20 protein-coding genes are annotated in these 24785 nt (G+C 74.3%); 11 read left to right on the forward strand and 9 right to left on the reverse strand.

Features of this window, described 5'->3' with window-relative positions; genetic code table 11:
* Window positions 1–69: 69 nt before the first annotated feature.
* The gene (locus IAG43_RS06900) at window positions 70–1281 is read left to right on the forward strand and encodes an MFS transporter (RefSeq protein ID WP_246574107.1); all 1212 of its coding nucleotides are present in this window, start codon (window positions 70–72) and stop codon (window positions 1279–1281) included.
* 47 nt (window positions 1282–1328) lie between these two features.
* Here IAG43_RS06900 and IAG43_RS06905 read toward each other — a convergent pair whose 3' ends face one another.
* Complete coding sequence (locus tag IAG43_RS06905; protein WP_187739877.1) at window positions 1329–2492, reverse strand: hypothetical protein; 1164 nt, start codon at window positions 2490–2492, stop codon at window positions 1329–1331.
* The gene (locus IAG43_RS06910; RefSeq protein ID WP_187739878.1) at window positions 2489–3448 is read right to left on the reverse strand and encodes a 5-dehydro-4-deoxyglucarate dehydratase; all 960 of its coding nucleotides are present in this window, start codon (window positions 3446–3448) and stop codon (window positions 2489–2491) included. The genes IAG43_RS06905 and IAG43_RS06910 overlap by 4 nt, the downstream gene beginning before the upstream one ends.
* 271 nt (window positions 3449–3719) lie before the next feature.
* Between IAG43_RS06910 and IAG43_RS06915 the strand changes: the two genes are divergently transcribed.
* The 3 genes from IAG43_RS06915 to IAG43_RS06925 all read left to right on the forward strand — a co-directional run bounded on the left by IAG43_RS06915 (window position 3720) and on the right by IAG43_RS06925 (window position 6344).
* Window positions 3720–4544 (forward strand): NAD-dependent epimerase/dehydratase family protein, encoded by an 825-nt coding sequence (locus tag IAG43_RS06915; RefSeq protein WP_187739879.1) that lies wholly within the window; start codon window positions 3720–3722, stop codon window positions 4542–4544.
* Between the two features lie 263 nt (window positions 4545–4807).
* Entirely contained in the window at window positions 4808–5026 is a 219-nt protein-coding gene (locus IAG43_RS06920; RefSeq protein WP_187739880.1) for a hypothetical protein, read from the forward strand.
* Window positions 5027–5117: 91 nt separating this feature from the next.
* Complete coding sequence (locus IAG43_RS06925; protein WP_187739881.1) at window positions 5118–6344, forward strand: TerD family protein; 1227 nt, start codon at window positions 5118–5120, stop codon at window positions 6342–6344.
* A gap of 51 nt (window positions 6345–6395) precedes the next feature.
* On the opposite strand, the gene IAG43_RS06930 is transcribed toward IAG43_RS06925, so the two are convergent.
* The 4 genes from IAG43_RS06930 to IAG43_RS06945 all read right to left on the reverse strand — a co-directional run bounded on the left by IAG43_RS06930 (window position 6396) and on the right by IAG43_RS06945 (window position 11965).
* Window positions 6396–6626 carry a hypothetical protein gene (locus IAG43_RS06930; protein ID WP_187744789.1) on the reverse strand — a complete coding sequence of 77 codons (231 nt, stop codon included), beginning with the start codon at window positions 6624–6626 and terminating at the stop codon, window positions 6396–6398.
* 48 nt (window positions 6627–6674) lie between these two features.
* Window positions 6675–8321, reverse strand: coding sequence for a TROVE domain-containing protein (locus tag IAG43_RS06935; RefSeq protein WP_187744323.1), 1647 nt, complete (start codon window positions 8319–8321; stop codon window positions 6675–6677).
* A 477-nt stretch (window positions 8322–8798) separates the two neighbouring features.
* A complete protein-coding gene (locus IAG43_RS06940; protein WP_187739882.1) occupies window positions 8799–10262 on the reverse strand; it encodes an alkaline phosphatase PhoX in 1464 nt (487 codons plus the stop codon).
* A gap of 197 nt (window positions 10263–10459) precedes the next feature.
* Entirely contained in the window at window positions 10460–11965 is a 1506-nt protein-coding gene (locus tag IAG43_RS06945) for a hypothetical protein (protein ID WP_187739883.1), read from the reverse strand.
* 275 nt (window positions 11966–12240) lie between these two features.
* Between IAG43_RS06945 and IAG43_RS06950 the strand changes: the two genes are divergently transcribed.
* From IAG43_RS06950 to IAG43_RS06960, 3 genes are all read left to right on the forward strand, one after another.
* Window positions 12241–14079 carry an endonuclease/exonuclease/phosphatase family protein gene (locus IAG43_RS06950; protein ID WP_187739884.1) on the forward strand — a complete coding sequence of 613 codons (1839 nt, stop codon included), beginning with the start codon at window positions 12241–12243 and terminating at the stop codon, window positions 14077–14079.
* Between the two features lie 122 nt (window positions 14080–14201).
* Window positions 14202–15095 (forward strand): 4-hydroxy-tetrahydrodipicolinate synthase, encoded by an 894-nt coding sequence (gene dapA / locus IAG43_RS06955; RefSeq protein ID WP_187739885.1) that lies wholly within the window; start codon window positions 14202–14204, stop codon window positions 15093–15095.
* A 485-nt stretch (window positions 15096–15580) separates the two neighbouring features.
* Window positions 15581–17404, forward strand: coding sequence for an RICIN domain-containing protein (locus IAG43_RS06960; protein ID WP_246574705.1), 1824 nt, complete (start codon window positions 15581–15583; stop codon window positions 17402–17404).
* Window positions 17405–17472: 68 nt separating this feature from the next.
* On the opposite strand, the gene IAG43_RS06965 is transcribed toward IAG43_RS06960, so the two are convergent.
* Window positions 17473–17697 carry a hypothetical protein gene (locus IAG43_RS06965; protein WP_187739886.1) on the reverse strand — a complete coding sequence of 75 codons (225 nt, stop codon included), beginning with the start codon at window positions 17695–17697 and terminating at the stop codon, window positions 17473–17475.
* Between the two features lie 271 nt (window positions 17698–17968).
* Between IAG43_RS06965 and IAG43_RS06970 the strand changes: the two genes are divergently transcribed.
* A complete protein-coding gene (locus IAG43_RS06970; protein ID WP_187739887.1) occupies window positions 17969–18256 on the forward strand; it encodes a hypothetical protein in 288 nt (95 codons plus the stop codon).
* Window positions 18257–18450: 194 nt separating this feature from the next.
* Here IAG43_RS06970 and dapD read toward each other — a convergent pair whose 3' ends face one another.
* Complete coding sequence (gene dapD / locus IAG43_RS06975) at window positions 18451–19452, reverse strand: 2,3,4,5-tetrahydropyridine-2,6-dicarboxylate N-succinyltransferase (RefSeq protein ID WP_187739888.1); 1002 nt, start codon at window positions 19450–19452, stop codon at window positions 18451–18453.
* Between the two features lie 532 nt (window positions 19453–19984).
* Here dapD and IAG43_RS06980 point away from each other — a divergent pair.
* The 3 genes from IAG43_RS06980 (at window position 19985) to IAG43_RS06990 (ending at window position 24260) form a co-directional block, all read left to right on the forward strand.
* Window positions 19985–21061, forward strand: coding sequence for a DUF7847 domain-containing protein (locus IAG43_RS06980; protein WP_246574112.1), 1077 nt, complete (start codon window positions 19985–19987; stop codon window positions 21059–21061).
* Window positions 21062–21143: 82 nt separating this feature from the next.
* Entirely contained in the window at window positions 21144–22445 is a 1302-nt protein-coding gene (locus IAG43_RS06985) for a PucR family transcriptional regulator (protein WP_223005915.1), read from the forward strand.
* A 108-nt stretch (window positions 22446–22553) separates the two neighbouring features.
* Complete coding sequence (locus tag IAG43_RS06990) at window positions 22554–24260, forward strand: glycoside hydrolase family 43 protein (RefSeq protein ID WP_187739889.1); 1707 nt, start codon at window positions 22554–22556, stop codon at window positions 24258–24260.
* A gap of 132 nt (window positions 24261–24392) precedes the next feature.
* Here IAG43_RS06990 and IAG43_RS06995 read toward each other — a convergent pair whose 3' ends face one another.
* On the reverse strand, window positions 24393–24758 hold the full coding sequence (locus IAG43_RS06995) for a VOC family protein (protein ID WP_187739890.1): 366 nt from the start codon (window positions 24756–24758) through the stop codon (window positions 24393–24395).
* Window positions 24759–24785: the final 27 nt, after the last annotated feature.

Consider the following 24785-nt stretch of genomic DNA (forward strand, 5'->3'; position numbering starts at 1 on the left):
CCTCAGCTGCGACGGTCCTCGGGAGGGCCGGACCGGACCGGCCCCGCGGGGGCTGAGGGGGCGGATGCGGTGGGACGGGTGGCACGCGAGGTGCTGAGGGACCGCGACGCGGGACTGTACCTGTCCGCGGTGGTGGTCTCCGGCTTCGGTACGTCCGCGATGTGGCTCGCCGCGGGGGTCTGGGTCAAGTCGCTGACGGGCTCCGACTCCCTGGCCGCGCTGACCGCGTTCGCGATGTGGGCGCCGTCGCTGCTCGGCCCGCTGCTGGGGGCCGTCGCCGACCGGTTCCGCCGCCGGCCCCTGCTGGTGTGGTCGAACCTGGCGATGTCCGTGCTGCTGCTCCCGCTGCTCGCCGTGGACTCGGCCGGGCGGGTGTGGATCCTGTACGCGGTGCTGGCGGTCTACGGCGCCGTCTCGGTCGTGCAGGACGCCGCCGAGGCCGGGCTGGTCGCGAAGGTCGTGGACGCCCGGCTGCTCGGCGACGTCAACGGCCTGCGCATGGCGGCGAACGAGGGGATGAAGCTGCTCGCACCGCTCGTGGGGGTGGTGCTCCTCACCCGGTTCGGCGGGGCCTCCGTGGCGCTGCTGGACATCGCGTCGTTCGCCGCGGCCGCCGCGGTCTTCGCGCTGCTGCGGGTGCGCGAGGAGCGGCCCGCCGCCCGGCCGAAGGGCGCCGGCAGGCTGTCGGAGGTGACGGCCGGGGCCCGGGAGCTGTGGCGTTCCCCGGTGCTCCGGCCGCTGGTCGCGGGCGGGGCGGCCACGATGGCGCTGGCCGGGGTCAACGGGGCGCTGGTCTACGCGGTGACGGACTCGGTGCTGGACCGCTCCCCCGCGTTCACGGGGGTGCTCTACGCGGCGCAGGGCGCGGGCTCCGTGCTCTGCGGCCTGCTGGCGGGACCAATGCTGCGCAGGGCGGGTGAGCGCCGGGTCGCGGCCGCCGGGGTGGCCCTGTTCGCCGTCGCCGTCGCGCTGCGGGCCCTGCCGTACGACGCGGTGGCCCTGGTGTGCAGTGCGGGCATCGGGCTCGGCCTGCCGTGCGTGCTGCTGGCGGCGGCGACCGCCGTGCAGCGCGAGACGCCGGACGCGGTGCTGGGCCGCACCGCGGCGACCGCGAGCACGCTGATGTTCCTTCCGAACGCGGTGACGCTGGCGCTGGGCGCCGCGCTGGCGGCGTTCGCCGATGTCCGGGTGCTGCTGCCGCTGACGGGTGCGCTGGGCCTGGCCGTGGCGGCTCTGCTGGCCCGCCCCGGCCGGGGAGCCGCGGAACTCCCGCACCCGTGACACCACCACCGGACCAGGCAGCCGCAGCGCCCCCACCCCCGAGACCGTCAGGCCGGGGAGCGCAGCGCCTCGCGCACGGCGGCCAGGTCCTCGTCGGACGCCAGGCCCGCGTGGTAGAGCCGCAGTTCGGTGGCGCCCGCCTCGGCGGCGCGGGCCGCGTCGGCGGCGAGAGCGGCGGGCGAGCCGCCCATGCCCGAGACGACCGTGAGGTTCGCCGCCAGCACGGTGTCCGGCCGGGTGTGCGGGACGAACGGGGCGAGCAGCCGCGGGCCGCCGGTGCAGGGCACGACCACCCCGTCGGCGACGGAGAGGACGTGTGCCGGGTCGACGCCGGCGTTGGCGCCGCAGCGCAGGGGCTCGGGGTCGGCGTGCAGGAGGACCCGGAAGCCGTCCGGCGCCGCGGCCCGCACGGCCGCCACGGCCCGCTCCTGGAGCGACCGGGCGGTGCCGGTGCGGAACGCGGCGACCGCGTCGGCGAGATCGGCGCCCAGCAGGTCGCGGACGCTCGCGCCCTGCGGCGCGGTGCCCTGCCAGACCGGCTCCAGGGCCTTGCGCACCGTCTCGGCGAGCCGGTCGGGGGCGGCCCCGGCCTCCTCGTATCCCGCTCCGCAGGAGCCGCAGAAGCAGAGCGACATCAGGTACTGCGCCGCCTCCCCCAGCGCGACCCCGGCGATCTTGTCGTGGGCGTGCAGATGGGCGAGGCCGTACCAGCCGCAGGACTCGAGTTCCGTACCGCCCGCGCCGGGGCGGGCCGCCGCCTCCGCGGCGAGGGCGACCAGGTGGTCGCGGACCTCGGGCCGGGCGATGCACGGCGCCCACGGGTAACGGTCGCCGTAGGCGTTCACCACGGAGGTCCCCGGATGCTCCGCGCCCATACGGGAGTTGTGGGCGAGGACCACCCAGCTGTGCACGTCGAGCCCGGCGGCCGCCAGGGCGGCCGCGGCCTCGCCGAAGGCGTCGCCGCTCGCCCAGTCGCCCGCCTCGTAGGGCTTGAGCGCGTGGCCGGACCAGTGGGCCGGGTCGGGCGGGTAGAGGACGGCGGCATGGGAGGCGGTGACGATGCGGTGCCGGGGGTGGCGCGGCGTCAGGGCGCGGGTGGAGTGGTAGGCCGACGCGAGGGTGACCTGCCGGATCCCGAGGGCGGCGAGACGGTCCGGGGCCTCGGGGTCGCCCACGACGTCCCACGGGTAGAGGAAGGCCGACGTCCTCACGCGGCGCCCTCCAGCAGGGTGCGTCCGTGCGCGACGAGGGCCGCGAGGGCGTCGGTGTGGGCGGCGGTGGGCTCGCACAGCGGCGGGCGCACCTCGCCGACGTCGAGTCCGCCGAGGCGCACGCCCGCCTTGACCAGCGAGACGGCGTAGCCGCGGCCCTGGTTGCGCAGTTCGACCAGCGGCACGAAGAACCCGTCGAGCAGCCGGGCCACGGTCTTGTCGTCGCCGGTGGTCAGCGCCCGGTGGAAGGCGAGGGCGATGTCGGGGGCGAAGGCGAAGACGGCGGAGGAGTAGAGGCCGATGCCGATGCCGCGGTAGGCGAGCCCGGTCAGTTCGGCGGTGGGGAGGCCGTTGAAGTAGAGGAACTCGCGCCCGGGCTCCGCGGTGCGGACCGCGCTGACGATCCGCTGCATCAGGTCGAGGTCGCCGAGGCCGTCCTTGAGGCCGATGATCCGCTCGACGCGCGCCAGGGCCACCACGGTGTCGGGGGCGAAGACGGCGTTGTCGCGCTGGTAGACGATGACGTCGAGCGAGGTCGCGGCGGCGATGTCGGTGTAGTGCCGGATCAGACCGGGCTGGTCGGCGACGACGAGGTAGGGCGGCATGGCGAGCAGCCCGTCCGCGCCCTCCTCCTCGGCGGCCCGCGCGTAGGCGATCGCGAGCGCGGTGCCGTGGCCGGTACCGGCCAGGACGGGGACACGGCCGGCGCTCTCCTCCACGGCCGCCCGGACGCAGAGCCGGAACTCCTCGGGCGACAGGGCGTGGAACTCGCCGGTCCCGCAGCAGGCGAAGACCGCGGCGGCTCCCGCGTCGATGCCCGCGCGCACATGGGCGCGGAAGGCCGCGAGGTCGATGCCGCCGTCCGGCCCGTAGGCGGTGACGGGGAAGAACAGCGGCCCCCTGCCCCGGGTGAGCCGGGCGGCGAGGGGATCGGCGGCGAGCGGTTCTGAGGTCACTGGCGCTCCCTGGCCGTGCACCGAGCCTCCGCTCGTGCACAATTCTGATCGACGTCCATATTTCTGAACGCTGCCACGCTAGTCCGGCCCCGGCGGGCGGGTCAAGGAGCCCATCGGCAATCCGAGCCCCGGAATCGTCCACCTCGCGGGAGACTTGACGTCACCGGGGAGCGCTTTCTAGCGTGTCCACGGATGTGAATCGAGTCCACGCACCTGACGCGTCATGGCCGGGAACCCGCGGCCGTGAGTCCCCCGAGGGAGAGACCCAGCGATGCCGGCACCCCGCACCGTCCTGCTCACCGGCGCCGCCGGCGGGCTCGGCACCCTGATGCGCGGGCTGCTGCCCGCCTACGGCTACGAGCTCCGCCTCTTCGACGTCGTGCCGATCGAGGGCGAGCCGGACGCCGTCGTCGGCGACCTCGCCGACCGGGACGCGGTGCGCGAGGCCGTCCGCGGGGTCGACGCCGTGCTCCACCTGGCGGGCATCTCGCTGGAGGCCGACTTCGACAAGATCCTCCGGGCCAACATCGAGGGCACGTACAACCTCTACGAAGCCGCCCGGGAGGAGAAGGTCGACCGGGTCGTCTTCGCCTCCAGCAACCACGCCGTGGGGTACGTCCCGCGCCCGGCCGGCCCCGCGCCGGTCGCCCCCGGCGACCTCATCCCGGTCGAGACCCGCCACCGGCCCGACACCTTCTACGGCCTGTCCAAGTGCTTCGGCGAGGACCTGGCCCAGCTGTACTGGGACCGCCACGGGCTCCAGACCGTCTCGGTGCGCATCGGGTCCTGCTTCATGGAGCCGACCTCGGTGCGGATGCTCTCCGTGTGGATGAGCCCCGGCGACGGCGCGCGGCTCTTCCACGCCGCCCTGAGCGCGGAGGACGTCGGCCACAGCATCGTGTACGGCTCGTCCGCCAACACCCGCCTGTGGTGGGACCTGTCGAGCGCCCGCGCGCTCGGCTACGAGCCGCAGGACGACTCGGAGCAGTACGCGCCGAAGCTGCTCGCCGAGCACGGGGAGCTCGACCCGGAGAAGCCGGAGCACGCCTGCCTCGGCGGCCACTTCACCACCGACCCGCCCCGCTGGCCCCACTGACCGCTCACCCCACCTGGCCCCACTGACCGCTCGCCCCACCTGACCCCACCGGCCGCGGGCCGCACCGGCCATCGGCCCCGCTGACCACCCGCCGCCCGGTCCTGCGCGCCCCAGGGGCGGAGGACCGGGCAGGAACCGGGCAGAGGGCCACGGGCCGGAGGATCGGGAGAACAGAAGAGCGGGAGAGCGGGAGACGGCCCGGGCGGGCGCCGGCCGGGAAATCCGGGTGACCCGCCCGGTCCCGCCGGGTCACGATGTCCGGCATGGGCAGACCTTCAGGATTCAGCTGGACCGAGCGCGGCGACGGCACCGTCGTCGTCACCCACCGCGGCCGCGCGGCCGCCACGCTCCGCGGCGCGCGGGCGGCGAAGTTCCTCGCCGAGGTGGAGTCGGGTGACGCCCAGCTGGTGATGGCGCGCTGGACCGGCGCGTACCGCTTCGGCAACGAGCGCACGGCACGCGACCACCCGCGCAACAGATGAACGCGAGGCGGTCGGGGCCCCGCTCGCGGGTCACCTGATCGGACGCGAACAGTAAGGGAACGGTAAAGCGGCCTCGCTCGTTACGTCAGGCATGACAGCTATGACCCCCGGCTCGAACATCCCTCTCTCCGTCACCCGTGTGGCGGTGGACGTCGCCGCCCCGGTGCGGCTCGACGTATCGGGCCTGCTGCTCACCGCCGACGGCAAGGTGCGCTCCGACGACGACTTCATCTTCTACAACCAGCCGCAGGGACCGGGTGTCACCTACCGATCGGGCGGCGGCACCGCGCCTGACGCGATCGTCGTCGACACCGCGGCCGTGCCCCCTGCCGTAGAGAAGATCGTCGTGACGGCGAGCCCGGACGCGGCGGGCCAGACGTTCCAGGGCATCGAGCCGACCGCCACCATCCGCGGGGCGGACGACGGCACCGCGCTCGCCACGTTCACCCCGCCGCGCCTCGGCTCCGAGACGGCCCTGGTGATCGTGGAGATCTACCGCCGCAACGGCGTCTGGAAGGCGCGCGCCGTGGGCCAGGGGTACGCCGACGGCCTCGCGGGCATCGCCACCGACTTCGGGGTCTCCGTCGACGAGGAGCCCGCGGCGGCCCCGGCGCCCGTCCAGCCCGCGCCCGTCCAACCCGCGCCGGTCCGGCCCGCGCCTCCCGCGCCGGTGACCGACCCCCGGATCGCGGCCGCGGCCCCGCCTCCGCCGGCTCCGCCCGCCCCCGCTCCGGGCACGGGCAAGATCAACCTCGACAAGGGCCGGGTCAGCCTCCAGAAGAACCAGACCGTCTCGCTGGTCAAGGGCGGCCGCCCGCTGCTGTCCCAGGTGAAGATGGGCCTGGGCTGGGAGCCCGCGTTCCGCGGCAAGGACATCGACCTCGACGCGTCCGTCATCGCCTACGGCCCCAACCGCAACCACCTGGACAGCTGCTACTTCGGCAAGCTGTCCATCCTCAACGGCTCCGTCAAGCACTCGGGCGACAACCTGACGGGCGAGGGCGCGGGCGACGACGAGGTCATCGTGGTCGACCTGGGCCGGCTGCCCGCCGACGCGACGGGACTGGTGTTCACGGTGAACTCCTTCTCGGGCCAGAAGTTCACCGAGGTGGCGAAGGCCTACTGCCGGCTGCTGGACGCCGCGACGGGCGAGGAGCTGGTCCGCTTCGACCTCACGGGCGCCGAGCCGCAGACGGGCGTCATGATGGCCAAGCTGATCAAGCAGTTCTCCGGCGAGTGGGAGATGACCGCCATGGGCGACTTCGTGAAGTCGCGCACCGTGCGCGGCATGGTCAAGCCTGCGGCGCAGGCGCTGTGACCTCTCCGCGGGGTGCCCGTCGGGGGCGGCGGGCACCCCGCGGAGAGCTGGTCAGAGCTTCGCCAGTTTGGTGAAGGGGCTGAGGATGCGCCCCTGACGGCCGGCGAAGTCGACGAACACCGCGGCGTTGTCGCCCTCGACGGCGAGAATCCGTCCGAGACCGAACTGGTCGTGGGAGACCCGGTCACCCACGTCGTACCGTTCGATCGGTTCGGCGGCGGGGGCGGGCCGGTTGAAGGGACTGGTGGGCAGGGGGCGCCGGGATCCGGCTGACGTGGTCATTGACCGCAGTATGCGCCCTGAGGCCGTCCGCTGACCATGCCGATGAGGTCACAACCAGGGCCAGGCTCCCGCCGCACCCCGCTCCACCAGCGGCACCATCCGGAAAGCGGCGTCGGAAAGTCCGCCGAAGACATGCCGGTGGGGGCCCTCCGCGGGAGCGTGCCCGTAGCGGTAGCCGGCCAGATTCCACGTGTAGAGGGGCACGCCGGCAGGGACGGGGTCGCCCACACCCCGGCGGGGGCTGTCCGCCGCCTGCTCGTCGGTGACGATCAGCACCCGGTCGTGCCCGTCGTAGTGCGCCCTGACCGCCCGCGCGGTGTCGGTGCCGCCGAGCATCCGGAAGCGTTTCATCACCGTGAGCACCGGCTCGTCCCGCGCGAACTCCACCCGGTGGTGCGAGGTGCCGAACTGCACCAGGTCCGCCTGCTCGCAGCGCATCGCGACGGCCGTGCCGAAGAGCGCGGCGGCGTCCGCCCGGTTGAGCACGGAGCGTTCGGAGAGGGCGTCCCACATCGAGCCCGAGCGGTCGACCAGGATCAGCGTGCGGCCCGGCAGCGCGGGCACGTTCGCCAGCGAGTGCCCGAGGGCCCGCTCCAGCGCGGGCGCCCACCGCTGCGACGGGGCGTGCCGGGAGGCGGCGAGGTAGCGGAAGGGGAACTGCCGGGACGCGGCGACCGCCACGGGGTCCGCGATCCGCGCCGCGACCGATGCCGCGGCCTCGTCCCCCACGCCCGCCTCGTCGAAGTTGCGCAGGTTCCGCAGCAGCGCCATCGGCCCCATCGAGGGGATGACGGCCTCCCAGGCGACGGCGTCCATCGGCCCCTGGAGCCAGCCCGCCAGGGCCTCCCACGTCATGCCCGCCGCGGCGAGCCGCTCCGCGGCGCCGGCTGCGGTGACGGCGGCCCGGCGCTCCGCCACCGGCAGTCCCGTCAGCTCCCGGTGGGCGGCGAGCAGGGGCAGCGTGTCCGGCACCTCGGCCGTGCCGGGGCGGCGCCTGCGGTCGAGGGCGTGCCGGAAGAGGTCGCCCTGCCACGGCTTCGCCGGGTCCGGCGACGCATGCACCAGGGCGAGCACGTCGCCGAAGCGGAACTTCCTGCTCTCCGTGTCGTACTTGAGCAGGGAGCGGGCGCCGTAGAGCCGGCGGACCGCGTCGGCGACACCGCGTTTCACCGGTTTGGGCACCGCGCGCCCGTGGACGGCCGTCCAGTGGGCGAGCAGTTCGCCCGGCTCGTCGGCGCGCTGGAGCACGGCGTCGACGACCCGGCGGTTGTACGAGTCCCCGCCGTCCGCACCCGCGGCGAGACGGGCGTGGACGAAGGCCACGGCGCCGGCGATCGGGGCGGTGCGCATGTGCGCCCCGGTGCGCAGCCAGCCGAGCAGGCCGGCGGTCCACCGCGGGTCCTCGACGGCGAGGGTGCGCACCAGCGAGGTGAACCGGCTGTCCCGGTCACGGGCCGACTCGTAGAAGGTTCCGGTGTCCGTGAAGTGGGCGACCGCCAGCAGGAACAGCTCGGTGCGCGGGTCACGCGCGAAGCCGGGCGCGCCCTCGTGGGTGCGGGGCCGCGCCGGCGGAAGCGCGTCCGGTACGGCGGCCGGGCGGACGAGGTGTCCGCCCTCGACGGGACGCCCGGCGGGGCGCGGCCTGTCCGGCGGCGCCTCCTCGTCGCCGAAGAGGACACGGCCGTGCCGGTCGATGTAGGAGTAGGGAGCTGCCTCGTCGCGCGCTGCGGCGCTGTTGAAACGAGTGATGGGAAAATCCCCCCGGATTTCCGCGGATGAGAGGTGCTGGGGGTGGGCGGCCCGAGATCAGGTTCGGTGACGGAGACGGGTGCTCTGTCCGGTTGAGCTACCGGCACGCGGCCGGACGGGATTCGAACCCGCAATCTCTGTCGTGGAAGTATCCGTCGCCGGGCGCACCGGGCCGCCCCGTGGACCGGGTCTCCCGAGATCCTGCGGTCGGCGGCACAGGACGCCGGGAAGGGCGACGGCCGCGGTCCGCGCACCGGGAGGTGCGGTCCACGGGGTGACTGTAGTGAGGGCCCCGGCGGACACGCCACCGAATTACCGGCCCGCTCTCCCGGGTGCTCCACGGCGGGACGTCCGGCCCCCGGCAGGACGGTCCGGCCCGGACCGGAGGACTCCCGGCCCAGGGCGCCCGGCCCTCCGTGCCGTCTAGTGTCCGCCGGGGCGGCGCCGCCACGGTCCGGTGATCGCGAACATGATGCCGGGCGTCTGGATGCTCGCGTAGAGGGTGCGTCCGTCCGGGGAGAAGACCACACCGGCGAACTCGCTGTAGTCCGGGTCCGCCTCGGTGCCGGCGTTCAGCTCGTTGCGGGCGATCGGGTAGGTGCGGCCGCTGTCGGTGGCCCCGATGAGATGCTGCACGCCGTCGCCGTCCTCGGCGATGACCAGGCCGCCGTACGGGGAGACGGTGATGTTGTCGGGCCCGTCGAAGGCGCCGTCCGCGGCGGGGTCCGGGTCGGCGCCGAACAGCACCTTCAGGGTGAGGGTCCGCCGCCGGGGGTCGTAGAACCAGACCTGGCCGTCGTGCTGCCCGGGGCTCTCCTCGCGGGCGTAGGAGGACACGACGTAGGCGCCCCCGTCGCCCCACCACATGCCTTCGAGCTTGCGGCCCCTCGTGACCTCGTCGTCCCGGAACTGCCTGCGCACCGGGACGGTCCGCGCGTCCCGGTCGGGCACGTCGGCCCAGTCCACGCCGTAGACCGTGCCGATCCGGGTGGCCCGCGAGAGATCGTCCACGAACCGGCCACCGGAATCGAAGCAGCGGGCCGCCTGGAGCGCTCCCGCGTCGTCCGCGAGGGTGCGGAGCCGTCCGCGGCCGTGGGCGAAGCCGCGCGGCGGGACCCAGCGGTAGAGCAGGCCGTTGGGGCCGGACGCGTCCTCGGTGAGGTAGAGGTGTCCGCGCCGCGGGTCGACGACGACCGCTTCGTGGGCGAAGCGGCCGAGCGCCTTGACGGGCTCGGGGCCGAGGTTGGCCCGCCGGTCGAGGGGGTCGACCTCGAAGACGTAGCCGTGGTCCTTGGTCATGCCGTTCTGCCCGGCCCTGGCCTCGGTCTCCTCGCAGGTCAGCCAGGTGTTCCACGGTGTGGTGCCGCCGGCGCAGTTCTGCGCCGTGCCCGCGATGCCGACCCACTGGGCGACCTCGCCGCCGCGCCGGGTCTCGACGACGGTGCAGCCGCCGGGGGCCGCGGGGTCGTAGACCAGGCCGTCGGCGGCGGGCACGGGATGGGCGACACCGGCGCGGGGACCCGAGAGCTCGTGGTTGACGACGAGCAGCGTCGTGCCGCGCGGGCCGTCGAAGGCCGCGGTGCCGTCGTGCTTGCCGGGGGTGAACTCGCCGGACTCCAGCCTGGTGACGCCGGTACGGGTGAGGACCCGGTACGAGAACCCGGCGGGCAGGGCGAGGAGTCCGTCGGGGACGGGTACGAGGGGCCCGTAGCCCGGCTCGCGGCCCCGGCCGTCGCCCCGGTCCGCGGCGTCGTGGTCACCGTGGTCGTGCTCGTCCGAGGCGAGGGCGCCCGGGGCTGTGGCGAGCGATCCGACGGCGCCGGTCAGGGCGACCCCGGCACCGGCGAGGGCGGAGTTCCGGGCGAATTCCCTGCGGCTGATCGGCATTCGGGTCTCCTCGGGGGCGCGTGCGGGCCGGCCTGGTGCGCCTCAGCTTCCCGCCCCCGCGCGAACACGGTCTGAACTCCGGTCGACGGGCGTCCCCTTCGCGGGGGACGACGGTGTCGCGGGTCCCCGGGCCCGCCGCCGACCGCCGGCGCTCGGGTCCGCCGCGCGGACACGACGACCACGGCCGGGACGCCGCCCTACGCGGCGCCCCCGCGCGAGCGTGCCTTGAAGGCCGCCTTGCGGGCCTCCTTCGCCAGCTGCTTGTCCCGGTGCAGGCGGCCCATCGCCTCCAGCACGTCCGCCGTGGCCGGGTGCTCCACCCGCCAGGCGGCGTCGAAGAATCCGCTGTGCTGGCCGACGAGACCCTCGACCAGGTCCTGGAGCTCCTCGGCCTCGCCGTCGGCGTCCAGCTGGGCGGCGATGGTGTCGATCGCGAGCCAGAAGATCATCGACTCCGGCGGCGGCGGTACGTCCGACGCCCCGTGCTCGGCGAGCCAGACACGTGCCAGGCCGCCGAGTTCGGCGTCGTCCAGGACGGCGCGGACCTCGGGCTCGGCGGGGGTGCCGACGAGGGCGAGGGCCTGCTGGCAGTGGAGCCGCCGCAGGGGGGCGTCCCGGTCGCCGCCGCGCGCGGCGGCGAGCAGTTCGCGGGCGGCGTCGGCCGGGGTGCGCGGGGCGAGCCACTGCAACGTCTCGGCGCGCGCGGCCGGTTCGGGGTAGCCGGTGAGGCCGCCGAGGAGCACGTCGGCGCCCTTGTCCGCGAGGTCGCCCACGGCGGGGGCGTCGACGCCCGCCTCCAGCATCCTGGAGCGGATGCCGTACAGGCCGAGCGGCGTGAGCCGGACCAGTCCGTAGCGGGAGACGTCCTCGTCGTCGACGGCCGCCGGTTCCTGCTCCTCACCCTCCTCGGCCATCAGTGCCTCGTCGACGGGCCGGTAGTCCACCAGGCCGACCGGCTCCAGCAGCCGGAACTGGTCGTCGAGGCGCATCATCGCCTCGGAGACCTGCTCCAGCACGTCGTCCGTCGGCTCGCCCATGTCGTCGGGGATCACCATGGAGGCGGCGAGCACGGGCAGCGGGACGGGCTGCTCCCCGGGGCCGGCCTCGGCGACGGTCAGCAGGTAGAGGTTGCCGAGCACGCCCTCCAGGAACTCGGCCTCCGCCTCGGGGTCCCAGTCGAGGGCGTCGAAGTCGATCTCGCCGTCCTCCCCGATGACGTCGTGCAGATCGTCGATGACGGGTGCGGCGGCGTCGGCGAGGACGACGTCGAGGGCGTCCAGCCACAGGCCGAGCACGTCCTGCGGGGAGCCCTTGGTGATCAGTGCGAGGTTGGCGCCCGCGACCGCGCCGCCGGTGGCTCCGGTGTCGTCGCCGTCGTCGGCGGCCGTGCCGTCGCCGGCGCCGGGGGCGTCCTCCTGCGGGTCCTCGACCTCCACCAGACCGGTGTCGACGGCGACCCGCCACGCCTCGCCCGCGTAGGCGGGGCCGTCGCCGTCCGGGTCGTCCGGCAGGCCCAGTTCCCTTGCCGCGTCGGCGAGTTGCCCGGTGACCAGTTCGCCGCCCGCGCCGACCCGCGTGCCCGGTCCCGCCCAGCGCGCGAGCCTGACGGCCCGGGCCAGCAGCGGCGCGGCGAGGGCCGCCCGCGCCAGTTCCGCATCCGAGGGCAGCAGGACCGGCGGAAGGGTGGGACGGTCTTCGGGCATCTTGCGGTTCTCCTCCGCGTGTTACGGACGCCCGTGCCTCGTGCGCGGCGGGCGCCTCCAGCGTAGACGTATTCGGGCGGCCCCGGCCGCCGCCCGGGGATTCGCCCGGCGGGCCGCGGACGGCGGGCTCGGAGTTCACCGGGACGTGGGCCGTCGTACATCTGCGCACCCTTGACAAGTGCCCTGCCCAGCCAAGAGATTGACGCGCGTAGAACCTGCCCGGCCCCCTGCGTGCCGGGCGCGAAACCCTCGTTCCGACCTCCCGGAGTTCCGTGATGCCTTCTTCCGCCGTACCGAGAACGCCCGCCGTGGCGGCCCTCGTCGCCGCCGCCCTCGCCGCGGGTCTGCTCGCCGGTTCCACCACCGCCGGCGCGGCCGAGAACGGCCCCGTGCGCATCCACGACGTCCAGGGCACCACTCGTGTGTCGCCGCTCGTGGGCGGTCAGGTCACCGACGTGCCGGGCATCGTCACGGGTGTGCGGACGTACGGCTCGAAGGGCTTCTGGTTCCAGGACCCCGAGGGCGACGGGGACCCGGCGACCAGCGAGGGCGTCTTCGTCTACACGGGCTCCGCGCCCGAGGTGGCCGTCGGCGACAGCGTGCTGGTCTCGGGCACGGTCGGCGAGTACGTGCCGGGCGGTGCGGCGTCCGGCAACCAGTCGCTGACCCAGATAGCCCGGCCGGCGGTGACGGTCCTCTCGCAGGGGAACGCGGTGCCCGCGCCCGTCACGGTCTCCGCCTGGTCGGTGCCGTCGGCGTACGCGCCCGAGGGCGACGCCGCGACGGGCGGCAGCATCAACGGCCTCACGCTGCGCCCCCGCGCGTACGCCCTGGACTACTGGGAGTCCCTGGAGGGCACCAACATCCGCGTCGGCACCTCCCGGGTGGTCGGCGCGACCAACGCGCACGCGGAACTGTGGGTCACGGTCAAGCCGTGGGAGCACCCCAACCTGCGCGGCGGCACGGTCTACGGCTCCTACGAGGCGCAGAACACCGGCCGCCTCAAGATCCAGTCGCTGACCCCGCTGGCGGAGCAGCCCTTCCCGTCCGCGAACACGGGCGACATCGTCGCCGGCGTCACCGAGGGGCCGCTCGACTTCAACCAGTACGGCGGCTACACCCTGACCGCCCGCACCCTCGGCACGGTCGTCGACCGCGGCCTGGAGCGCGAGCGCACCCGGCCGCAGCGTTCCGGCGAGCTGGCGGTGGCCACGTACAACGTGGAGAACCTGGACCCGTCCGACCCGCAGGAGAAGTTCGACGCACTGGCCAGGGGCGTGGTGGAGAACCTCGCCTCGCCCGACATCCTCGCGCTGGAGGAGATCCAGGACGACAACGGCGCGAAGAACGACGGCACGGTCTCGGCCGGGCAGACGGTCGCCAAGTTCACGGAAGCGATCAGGGCGGCCGGCGGACCGGCCTACGAGTGGCGCTCGGTGGATCCGGAGAACAACAAGGACGGCGGCGAGCCCGGCGGCAACATCCGCCAGGTGTTCCTCTTCAACCCGGAGCGGGTCTCCTTCACCGACCGGGGCGCCGGCGACGCGACGACCGCCACGGGCGTGGTCCGGGAGCGGGGACGCGCGGCCCTCACCCACTCGCCGGGGCGGATCGACCCGGCGAACGCGGCCTGGGAGAGCAGCCGCAAGCCGCTGGCCGGCGAGTTCTCCTTCCGGGGCCGCCCGGTCGTCGTGATCGCCAACCACTTCGGCTCGAAGGGCGGTGACGAGTCCCTGGTCTCCCACCACCAGCCGCCGAACCGTTCCTCCGAGGCCAAGCGGCTGCTCCAGGCCCAGTCGGTCAACGCCTTCGTCAAGGAGGTCCTGAAGGCCGACCGCCGGGCGGACGTCCTCGTCGTCGGCGACATCAACGACTTCGAGTTCTCCGGCACCACGCAGGCCCTCACCGCGGGCGGCGCCCTGCGCGCGGCGATCACCTCGCTGCCGCGCTCCGAGCGCTACTCGTACGTCTACGACGGCAACAGCCAGGTGCTGGACCAGATCCTGACCAGCCCCTCGATCGGCGCCTTCGCGTACGACAGCGTGCACATCAACGCGGAGTTCGCCGACCAGAACAGCGACCACGACCCGCAGGTGCTGCGCTTCCGCCCGTGAGGCGGGCGGGGTGTGCGTCCGCCGGCGCAGGACGCACACCCCGCGATCGCACAGCATTGCTTCACCGTCGACCCCAGAAGGTGTAACTGGAGCTGCGCGGTCCGGGCGAGCAGACTGCTGCCATGCCCACTTCGCACCCTTTCGGCCGCGCCCTGTGCGCCATGGTCACGCCCTTCACCGCCGACGGAGCCCTCGATCCGGGCGGCGCGCAGCAGCTCGCCGCCCGGCTGGTCGACGAGGGCTGCGACGGCCTGGTGCTCTCCGGCACCACCGGCGAATCGCCCACCACGACCGACGCGGAGAAGTCCGCGCTGGTCCGCGCGGTGGTCGAGGCCGTCGGCGACCGCGTCCCCGTCGTCGCGGGCGTCGGCACGGCGGACACCCGGCACAGCGTCGAACTGGCCCGGGCCGCCGAGGAGTCCGGGGCCGCCGGGGTCCTCGCGGTCACCCCGTACTACAGCCGCCCCCCGCAGGCGGCCGTCGAGGCGCACTTCCGGCGGATCGCGGACGGCTGCGGCATCCCGGTGATGCTGTACGACATCCCCGGCCGCACCGGCACCCGCATCGAGCCGGAGACGATGCTGCGGCTCGCCGGGCACCCGGGGATCGCCGCGGTGAAGGACTGCGCGTACGACCTGATGGGCAGCGCCCGCGTCATGGCGGAGACCGGTCTCGCCTACTACTCGGGGTCCGAGGAGCTGAACCTGCCGCTGCTGGCGGTCGGGGGCACCGGATTCGTGTCCACGGTCGCCAACGTGGCCGCCGGGCCCCTGCGGGAGCTCCTCGACGCGCACGGGGCCGGTGACAACGCCCGCGCCCTCCACCTGCACCGCAGAACGCTGCCGCTGGTGGCGGCCATGATGGCGTCGGGCCTGCCCGGCACGGTGACCGCCAAGGCGCTGCTGGGCGCGCTGGGGCTGCCGGGGGGTCCGGTGCGCGAGCCGCTCCAGCTGGCGGACGGCGTGACGACGGCGCGCCTGGTCGCGGTGTACGGGGCGATGGCCGCGCAGGACTGAGCACGGGCGGCCGGGACGTGCAGCCGGCCCCCGGCGGCGGGCGCGAGCACCCTCCCCTCCCTTCAAGTCCTGAACGATTCATCCGGGCCCATCGCGCACCTCCTCGCGAACCGGACCCTGACGCGAACTTCTGCGCCGAGGGTTGACGCACCCCACCCCCACTCTTAACTTCATGGCTTGAGAAAAGCCCCCGCGCCGGGGCTCCCGGGGCCGCGTGCCTTCAGGTCTTGGACACGCACCTCCAAACCTCCGGGCTCCCCGGCGGCGGCGATCCCGTACGACAGCTCCGCACACATCCGCAGATCGCGACGAAGGAGTGTCAGGTGCATGACGCAATGAGGCGTGCGATCACCTCGCTACGGCGCCGCCCGGGCGGCCTGCGGCCCTCCCTGGGCGAACAGCCCCGGGGACACGGCCGCCGGACCGCCGTCCGCCGCCCCCTCACCACGCTCACCGCCGGTGCCCTCGTCGCCGGGTGCCTGGTCATGGCCGGCCCCGGCACCGCCCAGGCCGCGGGCGAACGGGTCGACGTCTGGCTGACCACCACGTCGGACTCCGGCGGCCGCACCGTCACCCGCGGCCTCGCCCAGCAGGCCCCGATCGCCTTCGGGCCCGCCGGCGGCTCGGCGAACCACACCGTCACCGTCGACGAGAACACCACGTACCAGCAGTTCGAGGGCGGCGGCGCCTCCATCACGGACACCACGGCCCATCTGCTGCGCGGCGGGGCCGTCTCGGCCGCCACCCGGGACGCGGTGATGCGCAAGCTCTTCTCCCCCACCGACGGCATCGGCCTGTCTTTCGTGCGCAACCCCATCGGCGCCTCCGACCTGTCCCGGCCGGGCCATGTCTCCCTCGACGACACCTGCTGCGACCTGAACGACTTCGGCGCGAACGGCTACGACACGAACGTGCGCCTGCTGACCTCGCAGGCCCGCCAGCTCAACCCGGCCCTGCGGGTGAAGGGCGTGCCGTGGAGCGCGCCCGGCTGGATGAAGGACAACGGGCGGATGGACCAGATGGGCTGGCTGAAGTGGGAGTACTACCCGCTCTACGCCCAGTACCTGGTCAAGTACGTGCAGAGCTACCAGGCGGCCGGGGTGAAGGTCGACTACCTGTCGGTGCAGAACGAGCCCAACTGCTGCCAGGCCGGCAACCCCACCGCCATGAACTACCCCGGCATGAGCTGGAACCCCTCCGGGCTGGTGGAGTTCACCAAGAACCACGTCTACCCCGCCTTCCGCGCCGCGGGGCTCACCACCAAGATCCTGGTGCACGACTGGAACTACGGCGACTACGCGAACTTCGGCGCGCCGATCCTGAACGACGCGGGCGTGCGCAACGACCCGCTGTTCGGCGGCATCGCCTGGCACGGCTACTTCGGCGACGCGGCGGTCGGCACCCAGGTGCACGACCAGTACCCGTCGGTGAAGCAGTTCAGCACCGAGCACTCCGGCGGCACCTGGATCGGCAACCAGCACAACGAGGACATGACCGACATCGTCAGCTACGCCCGGAACTGGAGCAGCAGCCTGGTCAAGTGGAGCCTGGCGCTCAACCAGAACATGGGCCCGCACAACGGCGGTTGCGGCACCTGCACCGGACTGATCACCGTGCAGGAGGGCGGCGCGCGCGCCGGCCAGGTCGACTACACGGTCGAGTACTACACGACGGGCCACCTGACCAAGTTCGTCAGGCCCGGCGCGTACCGCATCGCCTCCACCGCCAACCAGACCGTGCAGAACGTCGCCTGGCGCAACCCCGACGGCTCCAAGGCGCTCATCGCCCACAACGGTGGCACCTCCGCCCAGTCGGTCCGGGTGAACTGGGGCGACCAGTCCTTCACCTACACGCTGCCCGCCCGCACCACGGCCACCTTCACCTGGGCCGGCACACCCGGCGGCGGAAGCGGCGGCGGGACCTCCGGCACCCTGACCGGCCTGGCGGGCAAGTGCCTCGACGTCGCGGGCGGCGCGACCGCGGACGGCACCGCCGTGCAGCTCCACGCCTGCAACGGCAGCGCGGCCCAGCGCTGGACGGCCGGACCGGACGGCTCCGTCCGCGCCCTCGGCAAGTGCCTCGACGTGAGCGGCGCGTCCACCGCGAACGGCGCACCCGTCCAGCTCTGGACCTGCAACGGCACGGGTGCCCAGCGGTGGTCCTACAACGCGACCACCCACGACGTCGTCAACACGGCGGCCGACAAGTGCCTGGACGTCACCGGCAACTCCTCCGCCGACGGCACCCGCGCCCAGATCTGGAGCTGCACCGGCGCGGGCAACCAGAAATGGACGCTCAACGCCTCCTGACCCCTCACCCGTGACGGGGGCCCGCCCGGTTCTCCGGGCGGGCCCCCTTCACGCCGTGCCGGAAGCGGTCACTCGCCGCCGTCGCTGGTCGTCGTGGAGCTGCCCAGGATCGCCGCGTGCTCCAGCACGTCCTCCATGGGATCGTCGATCTGCCCGGTGCGCACCAGACTGAACTGCGACCCGTTGTGGGAGTTCTGGTGCGTCTCGTCCGCCTGCGCCGGCCCCGGCTGCACCGGCACCGCCAGCAGCGCGAACAGCGCCCCCGTCGTGAGAACAGCAGGCCTGGTCTTCATGGGAATCCTCGCCTCATCCGTCCGTCCGGCCGGAGCCGTGCGGCTCCGCGTCGCCCTGACTATCCGATAGGCGGGCCAGAGGTTACGCAGAGTCACACGATGGGGGCTCGGCCGGTGGCGACCTGACCGGCCGGCGAGAACCGCCGCCGGCACCCAGGAGACGTCGCCAGGCCGGAGGCATGGGCGCCGGAGGCGTGGGCCTCGACCTCGGAGTGGAGAGGCACAGCCCTGCGCCGGGGAGGGTGGTGGGTGGAGGAGGGATGATGCCGTCATGACAGACAGGGCGAGGCGCTCCCTCAGCGAACTCCGTCAGGGCGACGCCGTCCGCGCGATGATCACCGGTCACCAGCCGTGGGGCCTCACGGCAGAACTCGACGGCTACGAACCCGTGGGCGCCTCGCTGGACATGATCCGCCGCAGCGGCGAACCGGGAGTGGCGCGACTCGCCCAGGAACTGCCGCCTGTGGGCGTGACGGTCGACCTCGTCGTCGGGGAGGTGCGTGCGTGGCACCGCGAGCCGTGGATATGGGTGGACCTCACGGCCCCGGGCCCCGACTGACCCCCGGTCCCGGGTGCGGTACGTGCTCGGGTACGGAGATCGAATGGGCTTCCGTCGGCGCACGAGCGCCCTCCCGGGCCGTCCTCGGGCCGTGGAAGGGCGCTCGGTGGTGACCGACGTCGACAGCTGCCGGCAGCTCGGCAGCGGATCAGGACGTTGATCGTTCAGGCGGCCGGGACGGCGGCCGCCGCCGCTCAGTTGTGGCTGTGCAGCACCTCGTTGAGGCCGCCCCACACCGCGTTGTTCGGGCGGGCCTCGACCGTGCCCGTCACGGAGTTGCGGCGGAAGAGGATGTTGCTCGCGCCGGACAGCTCGCGGGCCTTGACGACCTGGCCGTCGGGCATGGTGACCCGGGTGCCGGCGGTGACGTAGAGGCCGGCCTCGACGACGCACTCGTCGCCGAGGGCGATGCCGACGCCCGCCTCCGCGCCCACCAGGCAGCGCTCGCCGATCACGATGCGGACGTTGCCGCCGCCGGACAGGGTGCCCATGGTGGACGCGCCGCCGCCGATGTCCGAGCCGTCGCCGACCACGACGCCCGCGGAGATGCGGCCCTCGACCATGGAGGTGCCGAGGGTGCCGGCGTTGAAGTTGACGAAGCCCTCGTGCATGACGGTGGTGCCCTCGGCGAGGTGCGCGCCGAGGCGGACGCGGTCGGCGTCGGCGATGCGCACGCCCTTGGGGGCGACGTAGTCCGTCATCCGCGGGAACTTGTCCACGGAGGTCACCTGGAGGTGCAGGCCCTCGGCCCGGGCGTTGAGGCGCACGGTCTCCAGGCTGTCCACGGCGACCGGGCCGAGGCTGGTCCAGGCGACGTTGGCGAGGAGCCCGAAGAGCCCGTCGAGGTTCTGCCCGTGCGGCTTGACCAGCCGGTGCGAGAGCAGGTGCAGACGGAGGTAGGCGTCGTGCGCGTCGAGCGGCTTGTCGTCCAGGGACGCGATGACGGTGCGTACGGCGACGACCTCGACACCACGGCGGGCGTCCGGGCCGACGGCCTTGGCCGCGCCTGCGCCGAGGAGCTCGACGGCCTGCTCGGCCGTGAGCCGCTCGGTGCCGGCGGGGCCGGGCTCCGCGGTGAGCGCGGGGGCGGGGTACCAGGTGTCGAGGACGACGCCCTCGGCGGTGAGGGTGGCGAGACCGGCGGCCACGGCGCCGGTGGTGCGCTGAGCGGTGGTGCTGTCGGGCGAGTCAGTCATGACAGGAAACCTAACCGCCGGGGCCGCACCCGGGCCAACCGGTCTCACCTCCCGGTCGCGCCGCACCCGGGGTCCCGCCCACGACGACCGCCCGGGGCCGGAGCGAGCGACACCCCGCCCGCCCCGCGACCTGCCGTGAACCCATCCGCGCCCGCGGCACGGCCTCCCCCGGGCGCGCCCCGGGGAGACCGGCCGGGGCGGCCCCACCCGGGACGCTGGACGACGCGACGGGACTCCGCGCGGCCCGGCACCCGCCCGGGGACCGTCGCGGCGGGGCGGCGGCGGGCCGCCTCGTCACCCCGCCGGGGCGGCATTGCGCGCGCCGGGAGCCGACGGCCCGCGGGACGGGCCGGCGCATGCCCCGGCACAGACCGGCCGCCGGGCCCCGCGCGGGGCGCCGCCGCCGCGTCCTCGCAGGTACGGGGCGGGGGCGGGTGCGAGCAGGAGTACGGCTGTCGCTATTTTGTTCGTCCGGCGGCGCCGACCCGGCGCCTGCCGCACGCCGTCGTCCGGCATCGGGGGAGACACAGAGATGACCCACGCCCACCCGCCCCATCCCCACCCCGCGCACGGCCCGCTGGGCGGCTGGGCACCGCCGCCCGTGCCGCCGAAGCCCGGCGTGATCCCGCTGGCGCCCCCGCTCGGGGTCGGCGGCGTCCTCGGCGGGGCGTTCGCCACCCTCGGGCGGCACTGGAAGCAGCTGCTGGGGTTCACGGCCGCGGTCTACGGCGGGGCGCTGGCGCTGTTCGCCGCCGCGCTGGCCGCGGCGTACGCGGTGTTCGCGCACGACATCCAGCATCTCGCCGACACCTCGGAGTCCACCCGCGCCGACGACGTCTGGCCGCTGCTGGCGGCCTTCGGCGGGGTCTACCTCACCGCCGGGGCGGTGATGCTGGTGGCGGGCGCCCTGGTCCACGCGGCCTGTCCGGCGGTCCTCCAGGACGCGGTGCTCGGACTGCCGAGCTCCTTCCGCACCCTGTGGCGCCGGGCGCTGCCGAGGATGTGGGCCGTGCTCGGCAGCCTTCTGATCTCCGGGCTGATCGCGGCCGTCCCGCTGGTGCTGCTGGTCCTGACGTTCTTCGGCATGATCTTCGCGCTCCTGGCGCTGGTCTCCGACGACGGGAGCGGCTACGGCTGGCTCTTCCTGGGCGGTCTGCTGGGCGTGCTGCTGACGGGCCCGCCGGCGGTCTGGCTGTGGGTGCGGTTCTCGCTGGCCCCGGCGGCCGCGGTCTTCGAGCAGCAGGGCGTGATGCGCTCGCTGTCCCGCTCGGCGCAGCTGGTGCGCGGCAGCTGGTGGCGCGTCTTCGGCATCTCGATGCTGGCCTTCCTGATGGCCGCCGTGGCCGCCTACCTCGTCCAGCTGCCGCTCCAGCTGATGAGCCTGCTCCCCGCCGGTCCGGCCTCCCTCTCCGACGGCTCGTCCGGCGGCGGCGCCGCGGTGGCCGCGGCGGTGATGCTCGCCTTCGCGCTGCTCGGCGCCCTGGTCGGGCAGGCCGTGACGGCGGTCTTCCCGCCGCTGGTCCTCGGCCTGCTCTACGTCGACGAGCGGATGCGCAAGGAGAACCTCGGACCGGCGCTCGCCGAGGCCGCGGGGGCGCACCGGACCTGAGAACCGGTGCTTGACACCCCCCGCCTCCTGCGGCGACCTTGGTTACCCGCAAGTAAGGTACGAGGGTCGATGAGGTCGCCCAGTGGACAGTGACAGCTACGTGCCGCCTGCCTACGGCGGCGTGCCCCTGCACCACCGCCTCACCGGCTCCCTGCGCGAACTGACCTCGGCGGTGCTCGACCGGCTGGTCGACCTCGTGCCGGTCTACGGCACCCTCCCCGACGAGCAGCTGCGCAACGACATCCGCAGGGTCGTCGAGCAGGCCATCCGCAGCTGCGCGACGGTCCTGCGCACCGGCGAACTCCCGGACGACGCCCAGTTGCAGGTGCTCCGCCAGTCGGCCGCGAAGCGCGCCGAGGAGGGCGTGCCGGTGGAGTCGGTGATCCGCGCGTACCACGTGGGGGCCCAGGAGTGCCTGGAGCGGATGGCGCCCCACGCCGGCCCGGACGACCTGGACGCCGTGCAGGAGGCGGGGCTGCTGGTGCTCCGTTTCCTGGAGCAGATGACCGCCACCGTGGTGGCCGGGTACTTCACCGAGCGGCAGGCGGCGGCGAGCGAGGAGCAGTCGGCCCGGCAGGCGGTGCTGACGGCGCTCCTCGACGGCGACGACGTGCGGACCCGCAGCGCCCACTGGGGCTTCGACCTGCCGCCCTGCTACCTCGTGCTCGGGCTCTCGGTCGGCCCCCACCCGGACGAACGGACCGAGGGGGTGAGCCCGCTGATCGCCGTCAAGCGCAAGCGCCGCCGGCTGCGCGTCGAACTGGAGCGTCATGTCGGCGCCCCCGTGCTGGCGGCGCTGGGCGCCGAGGGCGGCATCGTGCTGGTCCCCCGCCGGGTCCCGGCCGGCCTGCTGACGGAGGAGGACTGGAGCTGGCTGGCCGGTGTGGTGTCCCACATGAGCCGTGTCGCCGGGGTGGAGATCGTGGCCGGCGCGACGGCGGCCTCCCCCGAGGACGTCGCCGCGGCGGCCGGTCTGGTCCACGAGATCCGCGCGGTGGCGATCGCCTCGGGCCGGGGGCCGGGCGTCCACCGGCTCTCCGACGTGCTGCTGGAGTACCAGCTGATGCGTCCGGGACCGGCCCGCGACGCGCTCGCCGACCTGGTGGGGCCGCTCGCCGACAGGCCCGAACTCCTGGGCACGCTGCGGGCGTTCCTCCAGTGCGGGCTGAGCCGGCAGCGTACCGCCGAGCTGTTGCGCATCCACCCGAACACGGTGGACTACCGGCTCCGGCGGGCGGCCGACGCCACCGGCCTGGACGCCACCTCGGGCTCCGACGTGATCCGGGTCCGGGCGGCGCTGAGCGCCCACGACGCCCGCTGCGCCCTCACCGGCCTGACGCCTCCCCCCGGCGCACCGGCCGAAGAGGTGCCCGCGGGCCCGTGAGCCCCCTCCCGGCACCCCGGACCGACCGGCCGTTGCCCGCGAACACGTTCGACACTACGGTCCGGAGTGATCACCGGCCGCCCGTGCCCGGGATCGGCCGGAGGGGTGATGAGGGAGCAGGTTCCGGGTGTGATCGGCAATCCGGTGCTGGCGGGGTCGCACCCCGACCCGTCGATCGTGCGCGTGGGGTCCGACTACTACCTGGCCACCTCGACCTTCGAGTGGGCCCCCGGCGTCCGGCTGCACCATTCGACGGATCTGGTGCACTGGCGGCCGCTGGGCGGCGCGCTGGACGGTCCCCGGCTGCTCGACCTGACCGGATGCCCTGACTCCGGGGGCGTCTGGGCACCCGCCCTCAGCCATGCGGACGGCCTGTTCCACCTCGTGTACAGCAACGTGTCCACGTACGCGGGCGGCTTCACCGACAGTCCCAATCTGCTCGTCACCGCGCCGGCGCCGCACGGCCCGTGGTCCGATCCGGTGCCGCTGCACGCCCGGGGCTTCGACGCCTCGCTGTTCCACGACGGCGGGGAGAGCCTCCTGCTGAACATGGTCCACGACTGGCGTCCGGGTCACGGCGGATCCACCGGGCTGGAGATCACCCGGTACGACCGGACCCGCCGCGCGCTCACCGGCGAGCCGCGGCGGATCGTCCTCCCCGCGCAGGACGCGTGGGTCGAGGGCCCCAACCTCTACCGCCGCGGCCCCTGGTACTACCTGCTCACCGCGGACGGCGGCACGGGCTACGGGCACCGGGTGACCGTGGCGCGCTCCCGCTCGGTCACCGGCCCCTACGAACGCGACCCGGCCGGCCCGCTCGTCACCTCCGCCGGCCGGCCGGACCATCCCCTCCAGAAGGCCGGTCACGGCAGCCTGGTGGAGACCGCCGACGGCCGCTGGTACATGGCGTACCTGGTGGCCAGGCCGCTGGGGCGGCACGGTCCGTGCGTCCTCGGCCGCGAGACGGCCCTGACGCCGGTCGCCTGGACCCCGGACGGGTGGCCCCGGACGCCCACGGGCCTTCCGGAGCTCCGCGTCCCGGCGCCCGGCCCTGCTGCCGCGCCCCGGCCGCCGGAGCACGGCCGTGCCGCCGACAGCATGGACGACGGCCCCACCCGCTCCGACGACACCGATGACGCCGACAGCACGGACAGCACCGACGACACCGACGGCACCGACGACACCGACGACTTCGACGCGGCCGAACTGGGGCCCGACTGGTCGACCCTGCGCCGGCATCCGTCGGCCGACTGGCTGTCCCTGACCGAGCGGCCCTCCCACCTGCGGCTGCGCGGCGGACGCTCCCCGAGGAGCCTGACCGGCCCCAGCCTGGTCGCCCGGCGCCTGACCTCGCACCGCTGCTCCTTCGAGGCGACGGTCGAGTACCGGCCGCGCTCCTTCCAGCACCTGGCCGGGATCACCGCGTACTACAACACGCTCACCTGGTATTTCCTCCACGTCACCGCCGACGACGACGGCCGCCCCGTGCTGCGCGCGGCGGGCAGCGACCGGGGCGTGGTCACGCTCGACGAGGCGGGCCAGGTCCCCCTCGGCGACACCGCGCGGCTGCGGCTGGGGTTCGACGTGGACGGGCCCCGGCTGCGCTTCCGGTACGACGCCGGAACCGGCTGGCGGCCCCTCGGCGGGGCGCTCGACGCGACGGTCCTCTCGGACGAGCACGCCGAGGACGTCGAGGACGGCCTCATCCGCGGCCTCGGCTTCACCGGCGCGTTCGCCGGGCTGTGGACCTGGGACCTGACCGGCGGCGGGCTTCCGGCCGACTTCGACGAGGCGACGTACCGCGAGACGGCCTGAGCCGTTCCCCGGGGCCGGGGTGCCCGCGGGCCCGGCTCCCGCGGACCGGGCGGCGCACGTCCCGGCTCCCGCGGACCCGGGCCGAGGCGCATCCCGGCTCCCGCGGACCCGGGGCCAGGCGTGCGGAGGTACTCAGTCCGCCAGCGTCTTCTTCGGGCGCAGCACGCAGAACTCGTTGCCCTCCGGGTCGGCGAGCACCGCCCAGGTCACGTCCTCGCCCTGGCCCACGTCGGCCCGGGTGGCGCCGAGCGCGAGGATCCGCTCGACCTCGGCGGCCTGGTCGTCCGGGCTGAGGTCGAGGTGGAGACGGTTCTTGACGGTGCGGCCCTCGGGGACGGGGAGGAAGCACATGCCGGGCAGCGCGGCGGCGTCCGCCCCGATGACGATCTCGTGGGCGTCCTCGTACACGATCTTCCAGTCGAGCACCTGCGTCCAGAACCGGGCCAGCGCCGGGGCGTCGTGGCAGTCGATCGCGATCTGGTAAAGGGAAACGGCCATGCCCGTCAGTCTGCCTGACGGGCACGG

It is taken from the genome of Streptomyces genisteinicus (assembly GCF_014489615.1).
In the GTDB taxonomy this organism is placed as follows: domain Bacteria; phylum Actinomycetota; class Actinomycetes; order Streptomycetales; family Streptomycetaceae; genus Streptomyces; species Streptomyces genisteinicus.

Bases quoted from the DNA above. Each gene is read 5' to 3' on its own strand.
- IAG43_RS06915 (WP_187739879.1), top strand. From the start codon at position 3,720: ATGCCGGCACCCCGCACCGTCCTGCTCACCGGCGCCGCCGGCGGGCTC.
- IAG43_RS06920 (WP_187739880.1), top strand. From the start codon at position 4,808: ATGGGCAGACCTTCAGGATTCAGCTGGACCGAGCGCGGCGACGGCACC.
- IAG43_RS06925 (WP_187739881.1), top strand. From the start codon at position 5,118: ATGACAGCTATGACCCCCGGCTCGAACATCCCTCTCTCCGTCACCCGT.
- IAG43_RS06930 (WP_187744789.1), bottom strand. From the start codon at position 6,626: ATGACCACGTCAGCCGGATCCCGGCGCCCCCTGCCCACCAGTCCCTTC.
- IAG43_RS06940 (WP_187739882.1), bottom strand. From the start codon at position 10,262: ATGCCGATCAGCCGCAGGGAATTCGCCCGGAACTCCGCCCTCGCCGGT.
- IAG43_RS06945 (WP_187739883.1), bottom strand. From the start codon at position 11,965: ATGCCCGAAGACCGTCCCACCCTTCCGCCGGTCCTGCTGCCCTCGGAT.
- IAG43_RS06950 (WP_187739884.1), top strand. From the start codon at position 12,241: ATGCCTTCTTCCGCCGTACCGAGAACGCCCGCCGTGGCGGCCCTCGTC.
- dapA (WP_187739885.1), top strand. From the start codon at position 14,202: ATGCCCACTTCGCACCCTTTCGGCCGCGCCCTGTGCGCCATGGTCACG.
- IAG43_RS06960 (WP_246574705.1), top strand. From the start codon at position 15,581: ATGGCCGGCCCCGGCACCGCCCAGGCCGCGGGCGAACGGGTCGACGTC.
- IAG43_RS06965 (WP_187739886.1), bottom strand. From the start codon at position 17,697: ATGAAGACCAGGCCTGCTGTTCTCACGACGGGGGCGCTGTTCGCGCTG.
- IAG43_RS06970 (WP_187739887.1), top strand. From the start codon at position 17,969: ATGACAGACAGGGCGAGGCGCTCCCTCAGCGAACTCCGTCAGGGCGAC.
- dapD (WP_187739888.1), bottom strand. From the start codon at position 19,452: ATGACTGACTCGCCCGACAGCACCACCGCTCAGCGCACCACCGGCGCC.
- IAG43_RS06980 (WP_246574112.1), top strand. From the start codon at position 19,985: ATGACCCACGCCCACCCGCCCCATCCCCACCCCGCGCACGGCCCGCTG.
- IAG43_RS06990 (WP_187739889.1), top strand. From the start codon at position 22,554: ATGAGGGAGCAGGTTCCGGGTGTGATCGGCAATCCGGTGCTGGCGGGG.
- IAG43_RS06995 (WP_187739890.1), bottom strand. From the start codon at position 24,758: ATGGCCGTTTCCCTTTACCAGATCGCGATCGACTGCCACGACGCCCCG.